Source organism: Streptomyces ambofaciens ATCC 23877 (assembly GCF_001267885.1).
In the GTDB taxonomy this organism is placed as follows: domain Bacteria; phylum Actinomycetota; class Actinomycetes; order Streptomycetales; family Streptomycetaceae; genus Streptomyces; species Streptomyces ambofaciens.
In genome coordinates, this window is sequence record NZ_CP012382.1 from 8,185,050 (window position 1) to 8,205,311 (window position 20,262).

Here is a 20,262-nt window from a genome sequence, read left to right on the forward strand (position 1 = left end):
GCTCCATCACCCCGACGTCACCGGCCGGAGGACACCGGCCGCCGAGCACAGGAACATGGCGGGCACCGGGCACATGGACCTGTGCATCGTGGGCGCCGGACCGCGCGGACTGTCCGTACTGGAACGGCTGTGCGCCCACGAACGCAAGAACCCGCGCTGGGACCGCGTCACCGTGCACGTGGCCGACCCCTCGCCCCCCGGCTCCGGCCGGGTCTGGCGGCCCACCCAGTCCCGGCACCTGCTGATGAACACCGTCGCCTCCCAGGTCACGGTGTTCACCGACGCCAGCGTCCAGACCGAAGGCCCCCTGGAGGAAGGCCCCAGCCTCCACCAGTGGGCCCGAGCACTGGGCGCCGGCGCCCTGAACACCGGCCCCCACCTCGCCCACGACGAGGAGACCCTCGCCGAGGCACGCGCCCTGGGACCGGACACCTATCCCACCCGCGCCCTGTACGGGCACTACCTGATGTGGGTGTTCCGGCAGGTCATCGCCGAAGCCCCGGCCCACGTCACCGTCCGCGTGCACCCCGCGCGGGCCGTCGCCCTGAGCGAGGAGACGGCCGCCGGGCCCCACCCCGCCCAGAGCGTGCTCCTGGAGGACGGCACCCGCCTGACCGGCCTGTCCGCGGTCGTCCTGGCCCAGGGCCACGTACCGGCCAGGCCCACCGGCACCGAACAGCGGCTCGCCGCCTTCGCCGCCCGCCACGGCCTGACCTACCTCGCCCCCGCCAACCCCGCCGACACCGACCTGACCTGCGTCGCCCCCGGCGAGAAGGTCCTGCTGCGCGGACTGGGCCTGAACTTCTTCGACTACACGGCCCTGTTCACCCAGGGCCGGGGCGGCACCTTCACCCGCACCGGCGGCCGGCTCGTCTACCACCCCTCGGGCCGCGAACCGCGCCTGTACGCCGGTTCGCGGCGCGGCGTGCCCTACCAGGCACGCGGCGAGAACGAGAAGGGCGCCCACGGCCGCTACTTCCCCCGGCTGCTCACCGCCCGCCACGCCCAGGCCCTGCGCGCCCCCGGCGGCCGGCCCCGCCCGGTCCGCTTCACCGCCGACCTGTGGCCGCTGATCGCCAGGGAGGTCGAGAGCGTCTACTACGAGACCCTCCTGACCGCCCGCGGCCACACCCCGGACCAGGTCGCCGAGTTCGCCGGACAGTACCTGCACACCCCGCCCGGCCCCCCGCAGGAACACCTCCTGGACGTCTTCGCCGTCCCCGTCGCCGAGCGCTGGGACTGGTCCCTGGTCTCCCGCCCCTACGGCGAGCGCACCTTCGGCGACCTGGACGCCTTCCGCACCTGGCTGCGCGCCCACCTCGACGACGACGTCCGCCAGGCCCGCCTCGGCAACGTCAGCGGACCCCGCAAGGCGGCCCTGGACATCCTGCGCGACCTGCGCAACGAGATCCGGCTCGCCGTCGACCACGCCGGCCTCGACGCGGCCTCCCACCGCGACGAACTCGACGGCTGGTACACCCCGCTCAACGCCTACCTGTCCATCGGCCCGCCCGCCTCCCGCATCGAGGAGATGGCCGCCCTCATCGACGCGGGCGTCCTGGAGGTCACCGGCCCCGGCATGCGCGTCGAGGCCGACCCCCACGCCCCGGACGGCCCCCGCTTCACGCACACCAGCGACATCCCCGGCGTGCACGTCCACGCCACCACGCTCATCGAGTCCCGGCTGCCGGAGATCGACCTGCGCCGCACCGCCGACCCGCTGATGAACCAGCTGCTGCACACCGGCCAGTGCCGCCCCCACCGCGTCCCCGGCGCGGACGGCCAGGACTACGAGACCGGCGGCCTCGCCGTCTCCGCCCGCCCCTACCACCTGGTGGACGCCGCCGGCACCGCCCACCCCAGGCGCTTCGCCTACGGGGTGCCCACCGAGTCCGTCCACTGGGTGACCGCGGCCGGCATCCGGCCCGGAGTCGGCTCGGTGACCCTGGAGGACTCCGACGCCATCGCGGCAGCCGCCCTCGCCCTGCCCGAACCGGCCCGAGCCGCCGCACCGCCCGCCACGACGACACTCGCGGCCCCCGACACCGCCACCGGCCCCGCACCGGCCAGGAAGGCCTCATGAGCCGCGACCAGCCCGCCCCCGCCGGCCCCGCCTGCCCACCGGACACCGGCCTGCTCTCCCCGGTGCGGGCCGGCACCCGCGTCGAGGCGGCCGTCAGCGACACCGCCTGGCTGCAGGCGATGCTCGACGCCGAGGCCGCCCTGGCCCGCGCCCAGGCCCGGTGCGGCACGGTCCCCTCTGCGGCGGCCCGCACCATCACCGCCTGCGCCCGGGCCGGCCACCTCGACGTGCGCCAGGTGGCCCTCGCCGCCCGCGAGACCGCCAACCCCGTCGTCGCCCTGGTCCAAGCCCTCACCGCGCAGGTCGCGGCACACTCACCCGAGGCCGCCGAATACGTCCACCGCGGCTCCACGAGCCAGGACGTCTTCGACACCGCCGCCATGCTCGTCGCGGCCCGCGCCCTGGACCTGATCACCGCCGACCTGCACGAGACCGCCGCCGCCCTGGCCGGCCTCGCCGCCCGGCACCGAGACACCGTCATGGCGGGCCGCACCCTGACCCTGCACGCCGTACCCACCACCTTCGGCCTGAAGGCGGCCGGCTGGCGCGAACTCGTCCTGGACGCCGCCGAACGCCTGTCCCGCATCACCGCCCACGGCCTGCCCGTCTCCCTCGGCGGCGCGGCCGGCACCCTCGCCGGCTACCTCCAGCACGCAGGCCCCGCCGCCACCCCCCGAGCCCTGATCGAGGACCTGACCGCCGCCTACGCCGAGGAGACCGGCCTGAGCGCACCCGCCCTGCCCTGGCACGCGCTGCGCACCCCCGTCACCGACCTGGGCGCCGCCCTCGCCCACACCGCCGGCGCCCTCGGCAAGATCGCCGCCGACGTGCAGGTACTGACCCGCACCGAGATCGGCGAGGTCACCGAGCCCGCCGCGGCCGGCCGCGGCGCCTCCTCGGCGATGCCCCACAAACGCAACCCCGTCCTGGCCACCCTCATCCGCTCGGCCGCCCTCCAGGTCCCCGCCCTCGCCTCCGTCCTGGCCCACTGCATGCCCGCCGAGGACGAACGCTCCGCCGGCCTGTGGCACGCCGAGTGGCAGCCCCTGCGCGAGGCACTGCGCCTGACCGGCGGCGCCGCCGCCACCGCCGCCGAACTGGCCCGGGGACTGACCGTCCACCCCGACCGGATGCGCGCCAACCTCGAGGCGACCGGCGGGCAGATCGTCTCCGAACGCCTCAGCGCCGTCCTCGCCCCCCGCCTCGGCACGGCCGAGGCGAAGCAACTCCTCACCCACGCCTCCCACCAGGCGGCCGAGACCTCCCGCCCGCTGGCCGACGTCCTGGCCGGACACCCCGCGCTCGAAGGCGTCCTCACCCCCGCGGAACTGGCCGGCCTGCTGGACCCGGCCGCCTACACCGGAGCGGCCGCAGCCCTCGTGGACCGCTCCCTGGCCCGCCCCGCCGCACCGTAGGGACGGGCGAGGGCACACAGCAGCGGGGCACGGTCCGCCCCGCCCCGACCCGCGCCGGTGGTCAGCCGGCGACCGGCCCCGCGGCCTGGCGGGTGGTGGGGATCAGCCGGTGCCACAAGTTGCTCAGACCCGTGGCCAGCAGGATCCCGGCGAGCTGCTGGTCACTGAAGTACTTGGCGGCCTCGGCCCACACCTCGTCCGACACCGCGTCCCCCTGACGGTCGCTCAGCCGCGTCGCCGCCTCGGCCAGCGCCAGCGCGGCACGCTCCTCGGGAGTGAAGAACGGCGTCTCACGCCAGGCCGCGACGGTGCTGATCCGCTCGTCGCTCTCACCGGCCGCCTTCAGGTCGGCGGCGTGCTTGTGCACGTTCCAGCTGGAGCCGTTGATCTGGCTGGCACGCAGGTAGATCAGGTTGATCGTGGCCTCCGGCACACCGGTGTTCTTCACCGCACCGGCCACGCCCAGCAGCGCCGGGATGACCTCGGGACCGGCGACGATCGCGGGGTTGGGCATACGAGCAGTCATGGGTTCCTCCACAAATCCATAAGCGGCCGGTGGCGAACGGCCGCGATGCCTTCACTGCACTGACGACCCGAAAACAGAAAATGTGACCGGCGCCCGCAGAAAACTTCTCCGCCCGCACCGGCCACCGCCAGCATGCCCGCCCCCCGAGGCCCCCCGCCCCGGCCCCCGACCGTTCCTCCAGCGACCCTCGACCCGGAACACCGCCAACAGGCCACACCCCCTCCCCAACCGGCCGGACTACGCCACCGGCGGCAACCCCACCGCACAGCACGCCCCACCCGCCGAAGACGACGCGGAGGGATATAGCGTCGCGATGAGGAGACCGCCGACGGACACCACCACCGACCAGGCGCCGACCGACCCGACCACCCCCGACGACATGCCGGCCACTCAGCCCATCGGCTACTGGAGCGGTCTCGCCCACAGGGCCGTCACCCGGCATCCGCGCGACGCCATGGCCAGGATCGGCCGAGCGGGCAACGGCAGCTCACACGCAGGCAGGTTCCGCAGTGCCGTACCAGGGTGTGCCGCCCAGGGTCACCTGCCCGAAGTAGCAGCCGTTGGGCAGACCGAGCTGCTCCATACCCCCGATGCTGTGCGCGTGCAGCGTGAAGGGGCTGCCGACCCGCACGATCGGACCGTTGTGCTGGACGACCCGTAACTGGACTCCGAAGTACGTGACGCCGCTCTTGTTGTCGACCCACACGTGGGTGGGGATGCCCGGCCCCGTCTTGACGCAGATGCGCAGGTTGCGGTCCACCTGGGCGATGGTGGCGCAGCGCGTCTCGTCCTGCGCCCCGTCAGCTGCCGCGCCGGCGGGACTCGTCGCCACGACGGCGATGACCCCCGCCGCAGCGAGGGCGGTTGCAGCCTTCCGTGCTGTGCGTGCGATGTGCACCGTGTTCTCCGTTCTCGGGATCCCGGCCGGGACGTGCGTCCCGGCATCGTGGCTCGCCGGCTCAGCAGATGACCTCGAACCAGTGCGCCTTGTCGTTCTCGCTCAGCGAGAGGTTGGTCGCGGTCCAGGGGCCCACGTAGCCGATCGGATTCTGGTTCACGTCCCGCAGCTGGACCGGATTCCCGTGCGTGCGGACCGAGGAGATCTTCCCGGCGTACGCGCGGAGGTGGAAGTTCCCACAGGACGTGGGGTAGTTGAAGTCCCCGTCGCCGTTCGAGTCGACGAAGTAGCAGGCCCGGCCGTCGGGGCAGCGGCCGTAACCGTCCGCCGCAGCCGCCGTCCCGCCCGAGGCGAGCACCAGCCCCGAGGCCAACGTGAACGCCGATATCAGGGTCACTCGCGCACGCCTGCCGCCCTTGCCGCTGTGATGTCGCATTGCGCCCTCCCGATGTCTTGGGACCGTCCCCGGTGCAAAAAACGTAGGCGCCGCGGGACGACGGAACCAAAGGATTCGAGCAGGCTCAAAACAGCACCGGCCGGCACGGGAGAAGGCTCCGCGCACCGGCCCCACCGCCGTCGGAGCCTCGCTCCGGTGCCGCGACGGCCTTCGGGCACCCAGTACGCCGGTGGGGCCCCGGACGACTCTGTCCGGGGCCCCACCGATGCTCGCGTCGGTTCGTACTGCGGGTCTACCAGCGATACCAGCGGCCCTTGCGGCCGCCACTGTCCACGGAACGGACGACGAAGCCCAGCAGCCAGACCACCAGCACGATCACGGCGATCCACCACAGCGCCTTCAGCGCGAAGCCCGCGCCGAAGAGGATGAGAGCCAGCAGCAGAACGAGAAGCAGGGGAACCATGTGTATCGACCTCCGCCGCTCCTCGTGCCCGCCGACCGGTGGAACACACGGCCTAATTCCCGGGTTTCTTCACCATTCCTGCGGGCACTGAACCCAGTTGCTCCACATCACGTCGACGAGCCGGCCGCACCGCCCCCGGCGACCTCGGCCGTCAGCCCCTCCCGGGCATGCGACGGGCGTGTACCGGGGGCCCGGCAGCGCGCACGTACCCCTCGAAGGGCGCCGGCCGGGCCCCCTGGCCCGCCGCGGCGGTGTGTGCGACGGTGGAGTGACACGAGACCGGCCGGCACCACAGGTGCCGGCCTTTGGTTTTCGGGAGTCGCCCCCACTCCGGGCACCCGGAACCCGCCATTGCCGGCCCGCCCCGCCACCGAGGGGCGGTCCGCCTTTGGGCTCATCAACCCCCGGAAGGGGGCGCGCCCCGCATGAACATCACCACCACGATCGACGGCACCCGCGCACGGATCAGCCCGCGCGGAGTGATCGACTACGACACCCTGCCCCCGCTGCGGGCAGCCACCGCCGCGCTCCCGGCGGCCGTGACCGACCTGCTGTGGGACATGGGCGAGGCCACGTTCATGGACGTCGCCGGTCTCCACCTCCTCTTCGACCCCGCGCCGCCGGGCGGCCCGCCGCGCACGACGAAGGTGACGGGCCTGGGCCCGCAGCCGCTGCGGCTGCTGGCCCTCGCCGCCGGCCTGGACCCCGCCCTGGACTCCAGCCGCCTGGCCCCCGACACGCCGTAGCAGGCGCGCGGGGGCGGGCACCGGCCCCGGCCGACGGACCGGATCACACCCGAAACGGCCGCCCCTTCCGGGTCCTCTCCCCGCCACTGTCGCCTCAGGGGCGGAAGGTGCGCCGGTAGGTGTCGGGCGGGACGCCGACGGTGCGCTGGAAGTGGCGGCGCAGGGTGGTGGCGGTGCCCATGCCGGCGGCCCCGGCGACGGCGTCGACGGTGGCGTCGGTGGTCTCCAGCAACTCCTGCGCGCGGCGGATGCGTTGGGTGTGGAGCCACTGCAGGGGCGTCGTGCCGGTGAGGTGCTTGAAGTGACGCGCCAGGTGACGTGAGCTCAGTCCCGCCCGGCGGGCCAGGTCCTCGACGGTGAGGGGCTGGTCGAGGCGCTGGAGGACCCAGGGGAAGAGCTCACCGAGGGGATGGCCGCCGCCCGGCTCCGGGACGGGGGTGGCGATGAACTGGGCCTGGCCGCCGTCACGGTGCGGGGGGACGACCAGCCGGCGGGCGATCTTGTTGGCGTCGGCCGAGCCGTGGTCGAGGCGGACCAGGTGCAGGCACAGGTCCATGGCGGCGGCCTTGCCCGCCGAGGTGAGAACGTCACCGTTGTCGACGTACAGGACGTCCGGATCGACGGTGGCGGCCGGGTACCGCCGGGCCAGCTCCCCGGTGTGGGCCCAGTGCGTGGTGGCACGTCTGCCGTCGAGCAGGCCGGCGGCGCCCAGGACGAAGGCGCCCGTGCACAGCGACGCCACCCGGGCGCCGGCCGCGTGGGCCGCGCGCACCGCCTCGACCAGGTCCGCAGAAGGCTCGCGGTCGGTGTCGGCCCACCCGGGCACCAGCACCGTGTCGGCCCGCGCAAGGACCTCGAGCCCGTGGTCGGGCTCCAGACGGAAGCGGTCGACGCGCACCGGAGCGGGCCCGCAGAGGGCGAAGTCGTACCAGGGGTCCACGACATGCGACAGGTCACTGCCGAACACCTCGAGGGCCACGGACAGTTCGTAATGGAGCATGCCGTCGGTGACGGCCAGCGCGACGCGATGCATGTCCGAAAGTGTATGCGGCATGTCGTTTCCGACGGTCGTGCGAAGGCCCGCCGGAAGCACAGGATGTGGGGGACAGGCCGCCGGCGGATCCCCGCCGCAGCGGACGATCGAGCACACGGGAGCAGTCTCATGGAAGCAGGCCCGCTGGTGGCGGTGTTCGGCGCGTACGGTCACACCGGACGGTTCGTGGTCGCGGAACTCACCGCGCGCGGCTACGTCCCGGTCCTGTCCGGACGCGACGCGCGGGCGCTGGGCGAAGTGGCCGACCTGCACGGACTGCAGGCCCGGGTGGCGTCGGTCGACGACCCGGCCTCGCTGGACCGGGCCCTGGCCGGTGCGGCGGCGGTCATCAACTGCGCCGGCCCGTTCGCCTCGACCACCGGCCCGGTGATCGAAGCCTCGCTCCGCGCCGGCATCCCGTACCTGGACGTGGCCGCCGAGCTCGAGGCCAACCTCGACACCTACGCGCACTTCCGCCACCGGGCCCGGGACACGGGAGCGGTGATCGTCCCGGCCATGGCCTTCTTCGGCGGCCTCGGCGACCTGCTGACCACCGCGGCGATGGGGGAGTGGACCTCGGCCGACGAGGCCCACATCGCCTACGCGCTCAGCAACTGGCACCCCACCGCCGGCACCCGCCTGTCGGGCGCCGTCTCCCGCGAGCGGCGCGGCAACGCCCGCCTGCGCTACCGCGGCGGACAGTGGGAACACCGCACCGACGCCGCGCCCACCGCGCAGTGGACCTTCCCGGAGCCGGTGGGACGCCGCTCGGTGATCGCGGAGTTCACCATGGCGGACGTGGTGACCGTCTCCCAGCACCTGGCCATCCCCGACGTGACCACCTACATGAACGCCGAGGCGGTCCGCGACGTCGCCACCCCGGACACCCCGGCCCCGGCCGCCGCCGACGAGAGCGGACGCTCCGCCCAGACCTTCCTCGTCGACGTCGTCGTCCGCTCAGGCGGCGCCGAACGCCGGGCCACGGCCACCGGCCAGGACATCTACGCCGTCACCGCGCCCCTCGTCGTCGAAGCCCTCGACCGCGTCCTCACCCACCGCGTCAAGGCCGTCGGCGTCACCTCCGCCGGCGAGCTCTTCGACGCCCCCGACTTCCTGCGCGCCCTCGCCCCCCACGTCGAGGTCGAGACACGTCACCTGCAGGAGCGCATGACCGCGGACTGAATCTTGGTGGACGTCCCTTCCCAGATCGTTTCCGTGAAGTAGTCGTGGCATCCCGCCTGCCTGTCCCCGTAGACGGTGACGCTTCCGGTGACGAAAGACCAGGAGGTTCCGGAGGCGACGGTCTGGTCGGGCCAATTGTCGATCACCCTGCGTACTTCGACCGACAGGTTGATCTTGTTCGTACAGCCGGTACGCCCCCCTACGCCGACGATCCTGCCGGTGGAACTGACCGTCGGCACCTTGGCGAACCAGTTGCAGCCGGCGGATTGACCCGCCGATGCCGCCGGCGCCGAAAGAGTGGCTGCCGCGAGCGCGGTCACCAGCACAGAGACAACTCGTTTGACCATGATCCCCTCAAGATGAGGTCAACGCATTCACGGGTGAATGCGTTGAATACGTTGAATGCGAGTACAGCGTGGAACCGCCCGATAAGCAGCGTCAAGCATGCAGATCGGGCCATGATCCCGGCCGTGGTCCGCCGGACGTGGTTCCGCCGCCGTCAACGCCGGCTATGCGGTGCGCTCGAGGAAGTCGAGCACCCGCCGGGTGGCCAGCGCTGCAGCGTGCTCGTCGTGCGAGGGCAGGCTGCTGTCGGTGAACAGGTGCCTCTCGCCGCGGTAGAGGAACAGCTCGGCGTCCGCGGCCGTCCCGGCGAGCGCACGGGCCGCGTCCACGTCGCCCTCACCGCAGAAGAACGGGTCCGCGTCCATGCCGTGGACCTGCACGGGAACGCCCTGGGGCCAGACGCCGCCGAACTCCGAGACGGGCACACACGCCTCGAACAGCACCGCACCCCTCGCGCCCGGGCGGGTCTGGGCCAGCTTCTGCGCCGGCAGGACCCCGAGCGAGAACCCGAGGAGGACGAGGTCCCCGGGCAGCCCCTCGGCGACGGCGCATCCCCGCGCGAGGAACGTGCCGAACCCGATCTTCTCGACGTAGGCGATGCCCTCCTGGAGGCTGTCGAACACCTGCCCCTCGAACAGGTCCGGGGTGTGGACGGTGTGTCCGGCCCCGCTCAGCCGCTCGGCGAACTCCAGGACGCCGGCGGTCAGTCCGTGCCCGTGGTGGAAAACCAGTACCTCGGCCATGTCGCTCCCCTCGCGCTGCGGTGCCCGGGCGGCGCCGCGGCACGAGTATGGTCCCCGGCACCGACAACCAGGGCTTGACCTCATGTTTACTTGAGGTCGCAGAGTGATCCGTATGAACACCGACCCCGCGGACATCAAGGCCATCGAACAGGTCGTGGCCACCGTCGAGCGCGTCCAGCGCGCCAAGGACGTGGAGGGATTCCTCGCCCTGTTCCACCCCGACGCCCTGTGGACGACCGCCCACGGCAAGGTCCTCATCGGCTTCGACGCGATCGCCGAGTTCACCCGCGCCGTGCTGCCCGCCGCGAGCTGGGACGGCGAGGTCACCTACGAGGCAGTGCACACGCAGTTCCTGCGCGCCGACGTGGCGGCCGTCAAGGTCCGCCAGACCTACCACTCGGCACAGGGCGACACGCAAGGCACTCCGCTGTACGTCATGACCAGGCAGGACGACGGCAGGTGGCTGCTGCACGCAGGCCAGAACACCGAGGTGCACACCGGCTGAGACAGCCGCCGGCGCCCCGGCACGGACCGGAGCGCCGGCCGCGGCCCCCGCCCCCCCGGGGCCCGGCCGCGGGGCGGCGCGCCGGACCGATGAATGCGCCGCCTCCCTGCGGTCTACCTGATGACACGCCCGCCCGGGCGGATCAGGCACCACCGGACCCGGTGTCCTGCAGGAGCGAGGGAGGCCAGGATGAACAACCCGATCCGGCTGTACATGTCGATGTCGCTCGACGGCTTCATCGCCGGCCCCGACGACCGGCCGGGGCAGGAACTCGGACGCGACGGCGGACGCCTGTTCAACTGGCTCGACGACCGGGAGTCCGACGGCCCGAGCGGCCAGGTCTACCGCGAGGCGCGGGCGAGCGGCGCGGTGATCTCCGGCCGCCGGACCTTCGAACTCGCCGGGCGCTGGCAGGGCGACCACCACGACGGTGTGCCGATCTTCGTACTCACCCACCGGGTGGAGGACGGGGACGTGCCACCGGGCCACGCGCGTTTCGTCACCGACGTCGAGGACTGCGCCCGGCAGGCTCGCGCAGCCGCGGGCGACCGGCCGGTCATGGTCCACGGGGCGGGAGCCGCCCAGGCACTGCTGCGGTCCGGGCAGCTGGACGAGATGGAGATCCACCTGGTCCCGGTCCTCCTCGGCGACGGCCGACGGCTCTTCGACCACCTGGGCGCTCGTCACATCGAACTCGACCTCGTACGACGCCTCGAGGACCGCGACGTCACGCACCTGCGCTACCGCGTGCGCCGGCCCGAGAGGGCCGCGTGAATCAAGGAGTGCGGAGTCCTTTGGGCACCCCGACGCCGTCACCGCGGCAGACGTCACCTGAGCCGGCCGGCGGCCACGCGCGGCACGGCCCTCCGCGCCGCGGCCGGGCTACTACAGTCCGCGCTTCTTGTTCCAGTCGCTCACGTACCAGGCGTAGGCGATGTTGCCCAGGCCCGCGGTGAACAGGAACAGCCAGAAGTGCGCCCAGAAGGACTGGCGTTTCCTGCGGCCGTACCCGCCGGCGAACGCCGCGGCCGACGCCGAAGCGGCCGCCGACACGTTGTTGTTGATGATGATCGGCTGCGGCGCGTAGGGCTGCGGCGGCTGGGGGTACCCCTGCTGCCCGTACTGCGGTTGGGGCGGCTGCCCGTACGCCTGCTGCCCATACGCCTGCTGCCCGTACTGCTGCGGCGGTTGATTAGGCGTGTTCACAGACGCCCCCTCTCGTTCACATGTTGACGGCTGAACCATAACCGACCCTCCGGCACGCTACCTCCGCAGTGTCAACACGTTGCCTCCACATCGCTCTGAGGGGTTGCCGACGTCGCCCCTAAGTGGCCGGATCACATCATGTCGGGCAGTTGATGCCGCTCCACCCTGTTCGGGGTCACTCGTGCCCATAAGGGGGGCGGTCAGGCTGCCTCGCCCCCGCCCCCCCCGTGAGTGCGGCAGCGGGGCCTCCCGGTGCCAGTGAGGCGGCTGCGACCGGTGTGCCTGCCTGCCGGCCCGAATCCACCCGCCGGCCCCTTCTCAACGCCCCGGGCGACTCGTAGCGTTGAACTGCCACACCTCATCAGTTGGCAGGCCGGGGCCGCTTGGTTGCCCGGCTCCCGCTGGGGGGACGCCGGGACCTCCCGGCGGCCCTGGCCCAACAAGATGAGGTGAGGTGGGCAGATGGTGGCAACGGAGAATGCCGCGCCCCGCAAGGGGTGGGTACGTACAGCGGCCGAACGCCTCGGGATCGCCATCGCAGCGCGCGCGCTGTGGTCCCTGGTCGAAAGGCTGCTCCACCATTAGGGGCCTTCGGGCTCCGGGCCGCCCCCGGTGGTTCCCCAGTGCACCGGGGGCGGCCGCCCCGCGGAGCCGGGACCGCGGACGCACGGCGGAGCCCCCTCCCCGAGGCCGGCCGGGATGCCGGGAGGGTGGGAACCTGCTCGGACGCATGGTGCGGCTCGCGCGCCTGTCAGTGCAGCTGCTCGGCCAGTCCGACGATGATCCCCTCAGGGCCGCGGATGTAGCAGAGCGCGTAGCTGTCCTGGAACCGGGCGATCTCGCCGACGAGTTCGCCGCCGTGCGGGCGCAGGCGGGCGAGGGTGTCCTCGAGGTCGTCGACGGCGAACATGACGCGGTGCGTGCCCAGGATGTTGTGCGGCGCGTTGCGTGGGCCGGCGCTGGTCGCCGCGGGGCTGCGGTACTTCGCCAGCTCGAGCCGGCTGTGGCCGTCCGGGGTCCGGAGCATCGCGATGTCGCAGTGGACGCCGTCGAGTCCGGTGCACTGGTCGGCGACGAGGCCCTCGACCTCCGTCCGGCCCTCCAGCTCCATGCCGAGTTCCACGAAGAACGCGACGGCGGCGTCCAGGTCCTCGACGACGATGCCGACGTTGTCCATCCGCTGAATCGCCATGCTGCTCTCTCCTTCTTCCTCGTGCGGCCGGTGGCGGCCGCTGACGTCCCTGGGACGGAGCCGGCGGCACCTTCTCGACATCCTCCGCTCACCGGCCTTGGCGGATTCAGGATCGCGCCCCTGTGCCCCGGGACCGCGGCGGCATGCCGTGGGCGCCGTCTGCGCGGCAGGAGGGCTCGCGGATACCGGCTGGGCGCAGGCACACCCCCTGCCCCGGTGAGCCGGCGGGCGGTCAGGACCAGGGCCGTGTGCGGTGGGTGGGGAGCGGGCGCAGGGCCGGCCACCGTTCCAGCAGGCGCACGGCCAACGCCGCGCTGAGCTGCCCGAGGGCGTGCAGGCGGTCGTGTTCGCGGGTCAGGCCGGCGGCCACGCCGAGCCGGTGGACGAGGCGTTCGCGGGCGGAGACGTAACCCCACGTGAAGTCTTCCGCGGGCACCCGCGCGAGGTGGTCGACGGTCTCGCGGTGGGCGCGTTCGACGAGTGCGTCGCCACGGATCAGCCAGCCGGCGCAGGCGTCGGCGAGGTCTCCGGGAACGTCCCTGCCGGTGAGGCCGCGCCAGGTGGCACGGTAGACGGCCTCGGCCTCCGCGAGGGGCGCGGCGGTGGCCGACATGGCGCACCAGCAGGTCGGGAAGCCGATGCGCAGGTAGGCGAGTTCGACCAGGCCGTTGCCCAGCGACGCCTGCTCGAAGTCGACGAACCGGACGCCGGCGGCGGTGCGCAGGTCGTTGCCGGGGCAGGGGTCCCCGTGCAGCAGCGCATGGTGGGACGCCGGGTCGAGCCGGTCGAGCAGGCCGGCGAGCTCGTCCGGCACGTGGGGCGGGACGGCGACGTCGAGGGCCGTGGCGAGCGCGAGGAAGGACTCGGCGTCGGCGGCGGTCGGCCCCAACCAGGCGGGGAGCGTTCCCGTGTCGGCCGGCCCGGTGAGCGCGTGCAGCCGGGCCAGGGACTCGGCGTAGCCGGGCATCCAGTCGTCGGCCGCGCCGAGATCGTCCAGGTGTTCCAGGACCATCACGCGTGACGCCGGGTCCGTTGCCAGGAGCGCGGGCGCCACGGCCGGCCGGGTCGCCCGCGCGGCGAGCCGCAGCGCGGCGACCTCCCGCGCGTAGCGCGCGTCCCCGTCGGACCCGGTCCCGCCCCCGTCGGCGATCTGCTTGACGATCACCCGGCTGCCACCGCTCAGCTCGACCCGCCACACCCGGGAGCGCGGACTGCTGTCCAGGAGGACGGCCCGCATGGGGGAGCCGAACACGGAACGCAGCTCGTCGCTGATCGGCACACGGGTCGGCATGCGGACCAGCGTAGGGCCCTGGGCCGCGCGGTGTACGCGACACTCTTCACGCCGGGGCATCCGGCCCGGAGACGGCCCGGATGCCCCGGCGTCGTCTCACGCCCTCTCGCAGCGGCTGCGGAGAAGGTCCACTCCCTCGCCCTCGAGGTCGTCGCAGTACGCGGCGCGTCCGGTCATGGCCATCACCAGGGCCAGGGTGGGGCCGGACACCGCAGATCCAGAACCGGTCGTGAAGGGGCCGTCGTTCGCGGAGAGTCGCAGTCCGCCGATGCGTCCCTTGGCGAGGACGACGAGGTCCGAGCCGCGGTAGTACTCGGCCACCTGCGTGAGGACGTCGACCGGGTACGCGTGACGGATGCCCAGCGGGCGCCGGATGTCCTCGCCGTGCACGAGCGTCTCGCCCAGCATGGCGATGACGGGCAGGGGAGGCTTGGTGGTGCTCGGCACGATCCGCCGAAACCGACCGAGGGTCTCGGCCGGAGCCGCGCCCAGCTGCTCGGCCAGCCGTACGGCGACCTGCTTGTCGAAGTCGAACCGGCAGCGGATCACCCCCGCCAGCCAGCGCACGGTGTCGAGGCTCGCACCCGCGGTGAGATGGGCCAGCACCTCACGCACCGTCAGGCCGGTGCACAGCGAGGGTGTGGCCCACTGCTCGTCGGTCAGGTCTTCGAGGTCGGCCGCCAGCGCCGCCCGCTCGGTGCGGATCAGGGGCCAGAGGCCTCTTCCGCGGCTGCGGTCGACGGTCGGCTCGGGGTCGTTCACGGGGAAGGTCTCCTGTCGCGGGTCGTGCTCTGCGTCGCGTCCGGGCCGGAAGCAGGGGTGCGTCCGGCGGGCAGGCTCGTGCAGGAGACTCTCACCGCGGAGCAAAGTCATCGCCCGTGAGCGATCGACCCTCCGGCACACGCACCCGGCTCGCCCGCACCGGCGTGTCCCGCACCGGCGTGTCCCGCACCGGCCCTGGGACCATCGGGTGGCTGCCGGCCGTCCCGCACCGGGGCCGCCGGCGCCGCGGGGGCTTCGTCACGCCTTTCGGAACGGGACGCGGGGAGCTCGCCGCCGAAAGCCGGTTGAGACGGCGCCCTCGGTGAGGAAGGGTCCGTGGTCATGGAGTACTTCTGCTATCACCGGGACCGGATGGGCTCCCTCGCGCTGCGCGAGGAGCTGCAGGAGGAGCACTGGTCCTACATGGACCGGTACGCGAAGGAACTGATCGCCCGCGGCCCGACCTTCGCCGACGACGGGGAAACGCCCACGGGAAGCGTGCACATCGTCGACCTGCCCGCCGCCTCCGACGCCCGCGCGTTCGCCTTCGACGAGCCCGCCTACCAGGCCGGTGCGTACCGGGACGTGCTGCTGCGCCGGTGGCGCAACGTGCTGGGGCGCACCATGTGGGATGCGCCCGGTGGCCGCGGCGACGGCAGCCGGTACCTGGTGCTGGGCCTCGGCCAGGGCCCGGCCGCCGACCTCGCCCCGCCGCCCGGCCAGGACGAGCTGATCGCCTACGGGCCGCTGCTGTCCGATGACGGCGGCACATGGCTGGGCACGGCGGTGCTCCTCGGGGCCCCGGGCCCGGAGGCGGCCCGCGCCGTCCTGACCGCGGACCGGTACGCGGACATCGAGGTCCACCACTGGGAGCCCGGCGGGCGCCGGTGAAGTACGCGGACACCGGCCCGGCGCCCGCTGCCAGGCGCACCGGCCCGGGAGGACGGGAGCGATGACGGTGAGGATGCGGGCGGTTCCCCTGGTCGGCGGGCCGGTGGAGTGGCGGGGTGCGCTGGACCTGGAGACCACACCGGCGGGGGTGATGCCGCGCCGGTTGCCCGCGTGGACCAAGGAGCAGTACCAGGACCCCTCGGTCCATGCACCGACCGTGATGCCTTCGGGGGTGCGGCTGGTGTTCCGCACCGACGCGCGCACCCTGGAGTTCGAGGTACTCACCTCCACCGCCCGGCTCGACGGCGACCCCCGCCCTCGCCCGACCGGAATGCTCGAGCTGCTGGTGGACGGCGCCCTGGCCGGGCGCCGGCAGGCGCCGGTGGGCAACGTGCTGCGGATGGCGGGCCCCGGGGCCCGCCAGCGACTCGTCGCGGGCAAGCCCGGGACCGTGCGGTTCGCCGGACTGCCGAGGGGCATGAAGAACGTCGAGCTGTGGCTTCCCCAGCAGACCCCTACGGAACTGGTGGCACTGCGCGCTGACGGCGAGGTGCTGGCACCGCTGCCGGACGGGCGGCGCCGCTGGGTGCACCACGGAAGTTCCATCAGCCACTGCATCGAGGCCGACGGCCCGACCGGGACCTGGCCGGTGGTGGCGGCCGCGCTCGCAGATACGGAGGTGATCAACCTCAGCCAGGCGGGCAACGCCCTGCTGGACCCCTACGTCGCCCGGACGATCCGCGACATGCCCGCCGACCTGATCAGCCTCAAGGTGGGCATCAACATCGTGGCCCTGTCCGCCTTCCGGCTGCGGACGTTCGGCCCGGCGCTCCACGGATTCCTGGACACGATCCGCGACGGCCACCCCGACACCCCGCTGCTGCTGATCTCCCCGGTGAGCTGTCCCGCCCTTGAGCAGGTTCCCGGCCCGGCCGCGACCGGACCGGACGGGAGGATCGCCGCCCTGGGCGACCCGGCCGACGTGGCCGGCGGCGCACTGACGCTGACGGTGGTCCGTGCCGAGCTGGCCCGGATCGCCGCGGCACGCCAGGCGTCCGATCCCCACCTCCACCATCTCGACGGACGAACACTGCTCGGCCCGCACGAGGCGGACGACCTGGGCGACGGCCTCCACCCCACCGCCGCCGCGTACCGCCGCATGGGCAGGCGCTTCGCCGCCTACGCCTTCGCCGCCGGCGGCCCCTTCGGCTGAGCCCGTTCTTCCAGGCGGAGCAGGGGCGGCCGGTCGAGTACCTCGATGTACACGATCCGGCCGTCCACGACGTCCAGGATCAGCATGCCCGTCGAGGGCGAGAGAGGTACGCACCGGTGGCCCGGGCCGTAGGGCCGCCCCCGCGGATGATCTGCCGTCCGGATGCTCTGGCAGAAGCCGTCGCCGCAGCCGCACTCCTCGACCAGCCGCAGGTCCCGCGCGCAGACCGCCAGTTCGCTCTCCCCCTCGTCCTGCAGAAGGGCGGTCAGTTCGGCGACGAGGTCCGGGAAGACGTCGCGGAGGAGGGGGTGCTCCGGTTCCCCGGGCGCGGGGCGAGCGGCGGCTGCGGCCGGCTGGTCCTGGTGCGGCCGGCTGCTGCCGGGCTGCTTCTTCATTCGGCGGTGAGGGTCTTGACGCCCAGGGCCCTGAGCCGTCCGACGACCGTGTCGTGGGGATCGGCGTCGGTGATCAGTCCGGTGATCTTCTCCCACGGCAGGACGCGGTAGGGCGAGGCCGTTCCGATCTTCTCGCAGGAGGCGAGGATGTAGGTGTCCGCGGCCCGCGCTGCCAGGGCGCGTTTCATCGCCGCCTCGTCGGCGTCCGCGGTGGTCAGTCCCGCCTCGGGGTGCACACCGGTGACGCCGAGCAGGCACAGCTCGGCGGAGACGTTCTGCGCGGCCTCGACCGCGGCGGCACCGCAGGTGACCGCCGAGTGCTTGAAGACGCGCCCGCCGAGCAGGAAGAGCTCCGCCCCCGGGTGGTCGATCAGAGCCGTGGCGATCGTCGGGCTGTGGGTGATCACCGTGCAGGTGAGCTCCTGCGGCAGCGCCCGCGCCACCGCGAGGGCGGTGGTGCCGCCGTCGAGGATCAGCGAACCGCCCGGCCGTACCAGTGCGGCGGCCACCGCGGCGACCTTGCGTTTGCCCTCCGGGGCCACCACCCGCCTCGCGTCGTAGTCCACCACCGCGGGCGACGCGGGCAGCGCACCACCGTACACCCTCTGGCACAGCCCCTCCGCGGCGAGGTCGCGCAGGTCGCGCCGCACGCTGTCCTCGGAGATGCCCAGGTCGGCGGCGACGTCCTTGGCCACGATCTTTCCCGTGCGGGCGAGCAGAGCGAGCAGGTGCTCGCGTCGTTCAGCAGCCAGCATTCACGTTCCTTCCGGTTGTTGCACGATCCTGCATGTATCTTAGCGGTCATGAACGACAAGCCCCTGCTCATCCTGATCGCCGGCCCGTACCGCTCCGGCACCGGCGGCGACCCGCAGGCCATGGCCGCCAACCTCGCCCGCCTCGAAGCCGCCGCCTGGCCCGTCTTCGCGGCCGGCCACCTCCCCGTGATCGGCGAGTGGATCGCCCTGCCCGTCCTGCGCTCCGCCGGTGCCGGCCCCACCGACCCCCTCGCCGACCAGGTCCTCTACCCGGCAGCCGACCGGCTGCTCGCCCACTGCGACGCCGTGCTGCGCCTGCCGGGTGACTCCGCCGGCGCTGACCAGGACGTCGCCACCGCCCGCCGGCGCGGCCTGCCCGTCTACCACGACGCCGCCGACCTTCCCCGCCGCACCCCGCAGGCGGCCGCGTGACAAGCCGCCCGGGTGTCGACATCCCCGACCACCGCGGGCGCACCGGTCTCCACCTCGCCGGACGCGGCCTCGAGCGCAACCCCCGCGTGCGGATACGCGACGTCGAGCTCACCTCGCAGGGCTGGCACGTCCTGCGCCGCACCACCTTCGACTACCGGCGCCGCGACGGACGATGGGAGACCCAGCAGCGCGAGACCTACGACCGCGGCAACGGCGCCGTCGTCCTGCCCTACGACACCGACCGCGGCCGCGTCCTGCTCACCCGTCAGTTCCGCTACCCGGCCTACGTCAACGGCCACCCCGACGGCATGCTCGTCGAGGCGGCGGCCGGACTGCTCGACGCGGACGACCCGGCCACCGCGATCCGCCGCGAGAGCGCCGAGGAACTCGGCGTCAGGCTCGGCCCGCTCACCCACGTCCTCGACGCCTACATGAGCCCGGGCTCGGTCACCGAGCGCCTGCACTTCTTCGCCGCCCCCTACACCCCGGCCGACCGCCTCGCCGCCGGCGGGGGAGTGGAGGAGGAGGGCGAGGACATCGAGGTACTCGAACTCCCCTTCACCGAGGCCCTCGCCATGACCACCGACGGACGCATCACCGACGGAAAAACCCTCCTGCTCCTGCACTGGGCAGCCCTGCACGGGCCCTTCGCCCCCCGGCTCGCGCCCGGCGACCGGCCCCCGCACGGCGGCTGAACCCGCCCGCCCGCACCCGCGCGGCGGAGGGCGCACCGCGTCAACTCCGCACCGGCCAGCGTGTGTTCCGCCTGCCCCGGGGCATTCGGGACGGCAGAAAGCCGCAGGGCCGCAGTGGCCGCAAGCCGTTGAGGAGATGGGGAGTTCACATGCCGAGCAGGGGGATGAAGGCGAGCGCGATCGGCGTGGCCGCCGTCATGGCGAGTGCCGTACTGACGGGCTGCGGCGGTGACGAGGAGCCGAAGTCGCAGAAGGCCGGTACGGCATCGAGCGGAAGCGCGAGCGCGAGCGGCGATGCGGGGGCGCAGGAGCAGGGCACCACGCAGGTGCGGGCCGCCTACGACAGGACGGCCGAGGCGGAGACGGCCAAAATGACGATCAACATGAAGCTCTCCGCGCCGCAGGAGTCGATCACCACCGACGGCAAGGGGGCGCTCGACTTCCAAGAGGGCGACAGCGTCATGACCGTGACCGCCCAGGGCAAGAGCATCGAGCAGCGCGTGGTCGACCAGGTCCTCTATCAGAAGGTGCCGGGGCAGAAGGCCCCGGGCGGCAAGACCTGGATGAAGATCGACCTGAAGAAGGCCGCGCAGGCACTGGGCGTGAACGCCGGGCAGATCGGTGACCCGGCCCAGTCGGCCGCCTACGCCAAGGCCATCACCGACCAGGACGTCACCAAGGTCGGCCAGGAGAAGATCGACGGCGTCGACACCACCCACTACAAGGTGTCGGTGGACGTCGCCGAGCTGCCGGGCGGCGACCAGCTGCGCCGGCAGGTCGGCCCGACGCTGCCGATGCAGGTCTGGCTCGACGGCGACGGACGGCTGCGGCGCCAGCAGCTCGACATGAGCGTCAAGGGCGCGCCCTCCGCCGGCGCCAAGGCGGAGAACAGCGCCGCACCGCAGCAGATCAAGATGACCATGGTGATGAACTACTCCGACTTCGGCACCGAGGTCGAGGCACAGGCACCGCCGGCCGGCCAGGTCGCCGACATGACGAACGAAGTGATGAAGCAGAGCCGGCAGCAGAGCTGACCCGCAGGCCGGAGGGCGGCCCCGACGCGCCACACCGGGGCCGCCCTGTGCGGCAGGGGC

At 73.1% G+C, this 20,262-nt stretch carries 24 protein-coding genes and 1 pseudogene; 12 read left to right on the forward strand and 13 right to left on the reverse strand.

The window, feature by feature from the left end:
• Nucleotides 1–55: 55 nt before the first annotated feature.
• Nucleotides 56–2,083: an FAD/NAD(P)-binding protein gene (locus tag SAM23877_RS35550; RefSeq protein WP_053125799.1), complete on the forward strand. Its 2,028-nt coding sequence runs from the start codon at nt 56–58 to the stop codon at nt 2,081–2,083.
• Nucleotides 2,080–3,498, forward strand: coding sequence for a nitrosuccinate lyase (locus tag SAM23877_RS35555; RefSeq protein ID WP_053125797.1), 1,419 nt, complete (start codon nt 2,080–2,082; stop codon nt 3,496–3,498). Before SAM23877_RS35550 ends, SAM23877_RS35555 begins: the two co-directional genes overlap by 4 nt.
• A gap of 61 nt (nt 3,499–3,559) precedes the next feature.
• Here SAM23877_RS35555 and SAM23877_RS35560 read toward each other — a convergent pair whose 3' ends face one another.
• Complete coding sequence (locus tag SAM23877_RS35560) at nt 3,560–4,024, reverse strand: carboxymuconolactone decarboxylase family protein (protein ID WP_053125795.1); 465 nt, start codon at nt 4,022–4,024, stop codon at nt 3,560–3,562.
• 313 nt (nt 4,025–4,337) lie between these two features.
• Between SAM23877_RS35560 and SAM23877_RS41650 the strand changes: the two are divergent.
• Nucleotides 4,338–4,490 (forward strand): annotated as a pseudogene (locus SAM23877_RS41650) (MarR family transcriptional regulator); the annotation flags it as partial.
• A gap of 21 nt (nt 4,491–4,511) precedes the next feature.
• On the opposite strand, the gene SAM23877_RS39880 reads toward SAM23877_RS41650, so the two are convergent.
• From SAM23877_RS39880 to SAM23877_RS35575, 3 genes are all read right to left on the reverse strand, one after another.
• The gene (locus tag SAM23877_RS39880) at nt 4,512–4,856 is read right to left on the reverse strand and encodes a hypothetical protein (RefSeq protein WP_158520018.1); all 345 of its coding nucleotides are present in this window, start codon (nt 4,854–4,856) and stop codon (nt 4,512–4,514) included.
• Nucleotides 4,857–4,983: 127 nt separating this feature from the next.
• A complete protein-coding gene (locus tag SAM23877_RS35570) occupies nt 4,984–5,358 on the reverse strand; it encodes a peptidase inhibitor family I36 protein (protein ID WP_159041956.1) in 375 nt (124 codons plus the stop codon).
• Between the two features lie 253 nt (nt 5,359–5,611).
• Nucleotides 5,612–5,782 (reverse strand): hypothetical protein, encoded by a 171-nt coding sequence (locus tag SAM23877_RS35575; protein ID WP_053125789.1) that lies wholly within the window; start codon nt 5,780–5,782, stop codon nt 5,612–5,614.
• A gap of 425 nt (nt 5,783–6,207) precedes the next feature.
• Here SAM23877_RS35575 and SAM23877_RS35580 point away from each other — a divergent pair, with 425 nt between their 5' ends.
• Nucleotides 6,208–6,528 (forward strand): STAS domain-containing protein, encoded by a 321-nt coding sequence (locus SAM23877_RS35580; protein ID WP_053125787.1) that lies wholly within the window; start codon nt 6,208–6,210, stop codon nt 6,526–6,528.
• Between the two features lie 94 nt (nt 6,529–6,622).
• On the opposite strand, the gene SAM23877_RS35585 is transcribed toward SAM23877_RS35580, so the two are convergent.
• Entirely contained in the window at nt 6,623–7,561 is a 939-nt protein-coding gene (locus SAM23877_RS35585; RefSeq protein ID WP_053125785.1) for a helix-turn-helix domain-containing protein, read from the reverse strand.
• 129 nt (nt 7,562–7,690) lie between these two features.
• Here SAM23877_RS35585 and SAM23877_RS35590 point away from each other — a divergent pair, with 129 nt between their 5' ends.
• The gene (locus SAM23877_RS35590) at nt 7,691–8,743 is read left to right on the forward strand and encodes a saccharopine dehydrogenase family protein (RefSeq protein ID WP_174532179.1); all 1,053 of its coding nucleotides are present in this window, start codon (nt 7,691–7,693) and stop codon (nt 8,741–8,743) included.
• Here SAM23877_RS35590 and SAM23877_RS39885 read toward each other — a convergent pair.
• Nucleotides 8,713–9,090 (reverse strand): hypothetical protein, encoded by a 378-nt coding sequence (locus SAM23877_RS39885; RefSeq protein WP_159041955.1) that lies wholly within the window; start codon nt 9,088–9,090, stop codon nt 8,713–8,715. The two genes, SAM23877_RS35590 and SAM23877_RS39885, sit on opposite strands and share 31 nt — an antisense overlap.
• 162 nt (nt 9,091–9,252) lie before the next feature.
• Nucleotides 9,253–9,831: a dienelactone hydrolase family protein gene (locus SAM23877_RS35600; protein ID WP_053125781.1), complete on the reverse strand. Its 579-nt coding sequence runs from the start codon at nt 9,829–9,831 to the stop codon at nt 9,253–9,255.
• A gap of 112 nt (nt 9,832–9,943) precedes the next feature.
• On the opposite strand from SAM23877_RS35600, the gene SAM23877_RS35605 reads away from it, so the two are divergent.
• Together SAM23877_RS35605 and SAM23877_RS35610 are read left to right on the forward strand one after the other, a co-directional pair.
• On the forward strand, nt 9,944–10,336 hold the full coding sequence (locus SAM23877_RS35605; protein ID WP_053125779.1) for an SgcJ/EcaC family oxidoreductase: 393 nt from the start codon (nt 9,944–9,946) through the stop codon (nt 10,334–10,336).
• A 189-nt stretch (nt 10,337–10,525) separates the two neighbouring features.
• Nucleotides 10,526–11,110, forward strand: a complete 585-nt coding sequence (locus SAM23877_RS35610; protein WP_053125778.1) for a dihydrofolate reductase family protein — start codon at nt 10,526–10,528, stop codon at nt 11,108–11,110.
• Between the two features lie 111 nt (nt 11,111–11,221).
• On the opposite strand, the gene SAM23877_RS41655 is transcribed toward SAM23877_RS35610, so the two are convergent.
• The 4 genes from SAM23877_RS41655 to SAM23877_RS35630 form a co-directional block, all read right to left on the reverse strand.
• Nucleotides 11,222–11,542, reverse strand: coding sequence for a DUF8108 domain-containing protein (locus tag SAM23877_RS41655; protein WP_053125776.1), 321 nt, complete (start codon nt 11,540–11,542; stop codon nt 11,222–11,224).
• Nucleotides 11,543–12,293: 751 nt separating this feature from the next.
• A complete protein-coding gene (locus SAM23877_RS35620) occupies nt 12,294–12,734 on the reverse strand; it encodes a VOC family protein (RefSeq protein ID WP_053125774.1) in 441 nt (146 codons plus the stop codon).
• Nucleotides 12,735–12,966: 232 nt separating this feature from the next.
• Nucleotides 12,967–14,025 carry a phosphotransferase family protein gene (locus SAM23877_RS35625; RefSeq protein ID WP_053125772.1) on the reverse strand — a complete coding sequence of 353 codons (1,059 nt, stop codon included), beginning with the start codon at nt 14,023–14,025 and terminating at the stop codon, nt 12,967–12,969.
• Between the two features lie 96 nt (nt 14,026–14,121).
• Nucleotides 14,122–14,787: a maleylpyruvate isomerase family mycothiol-dependent enzyme gene (locus tag SAM23877_RS35630; protein ID WP_053125771.1), complete on the reverse strand. Its 666-nt coding sequence runs from the start codon at nt 14,785–14,787 to the stop codon at nt 14,122–14,124.
• Nucleotides 14,788–15,129: 342 nt separating this feature from the next.
• On the opposite strand from SAM23877_RS35630, the gene SAM23877_RS35635 reads away from it, so the two are divergent.
• Both SAM23877_RS35635 and SAM23877_RS35640 read left to right on the forward strand, forming a co-directional pair.
• Nucleotides 15,130–15,678: a YciI family protein gene (locus tag SAM23877_RS35635; RefSeq protein ID WP_053141957.1), complete on the forward strand. Its 549-nt coding sequence runs from the start codon at nt 15,130–15,132 to the stop codon at nt 15,676–15,678.
• A gap of 61 nt (nt 15,679–15,739) precedes the next feature.
• Entirely contained in the window at nt 15,740–16,891 is a 1,152-nt protein-coding gene (locus tag SAM23877_RS35640) for an SGNH/GDSL hydrolase family protein (protein WP_053125769.1), read from the forward strand.
• On the opposite strand, the gene SAM23877_RS35645 is transcribed toward SAM23877_RS35640, so the two are convergent.
• On the reverse strand, nt 16,858–17,286 hold the full coding sequence (locus SAM23877_RS35645; protein ID WP_244902878.1) for a hypothetical protein: 429 nt from the start codon (nt 17,284–17,286) through the stop codon (nt 16,858–16,860). The two genes, SAM23877_RS35640 and SAM23877_RS35645, sit on opposite strands and share 34 nt — an antisense overlap.
• Nucleotides 17,283–18,041, reverse strand: coding sequence for a DeoR/GlpR family DNA-binding transcription regulator (locus tag SAM23877_RS35650; protein WP_053125767.1), 759 nt, complete (start codon nt 18,039–18,041; stop codon nt 17,283–17,285). The genes SAM23877_RS35645 and SAM23877_RS35650 overlap by 4 nt, the downstream gene beginning before the upstream one ends.
• A 48-nt stretch (nt 18,042–18,089) precedes the next feature.
• Between SAM23877_RS35650 and SAM23877_RS35655 the strand changes: the two genes are divergently transcribed.
• The 3 genes from SAM23877_RS35655 to SAM23877_RS35665 all read left to right on the forward strand — a co-directional run bounded on the left by SAM23877_RS35655 (nt 18,090) and on the right by SAM23877_RS35665 (nt 20,202).
• On the forward strand, nt 18,090–18,473 hold the full coding sequence (locus SAM23877_RS35655; RefSeq protein ID WP_053125764.1) for an NUDIX hydrolase: 384 nt from the start codon (nt 18,090–18,092) through the stop codon (nt 18,471–18,473).
• Entirely contained in the window at nt 18,470–19,168 is a 699-nt protein-coding gene (locus SAM23877_RS35660) for an NUDIX domain-containing protein (RefSeq protein ID WP_053125761.1), read from the forward strand. Before SAM23877_RS35655 ends, SAM23877_RS35660 begins: the two co-directional genes overlap by 4 nt.
• Nucleotides 19,169–19,317: 149 nt before the next feature.
• A complete protein-coding gene (locus SAM23877_RS35665) occupies nt 19,318–20,202 on the forward strand; it encodes an SCO4651 family lipoprotein (protein ID WP_053125759.1) in 885 nt (294 codons plus the stop codon).
• Nucleotides 20,203–20,262 lie beyond the last annotated feature (60 nt).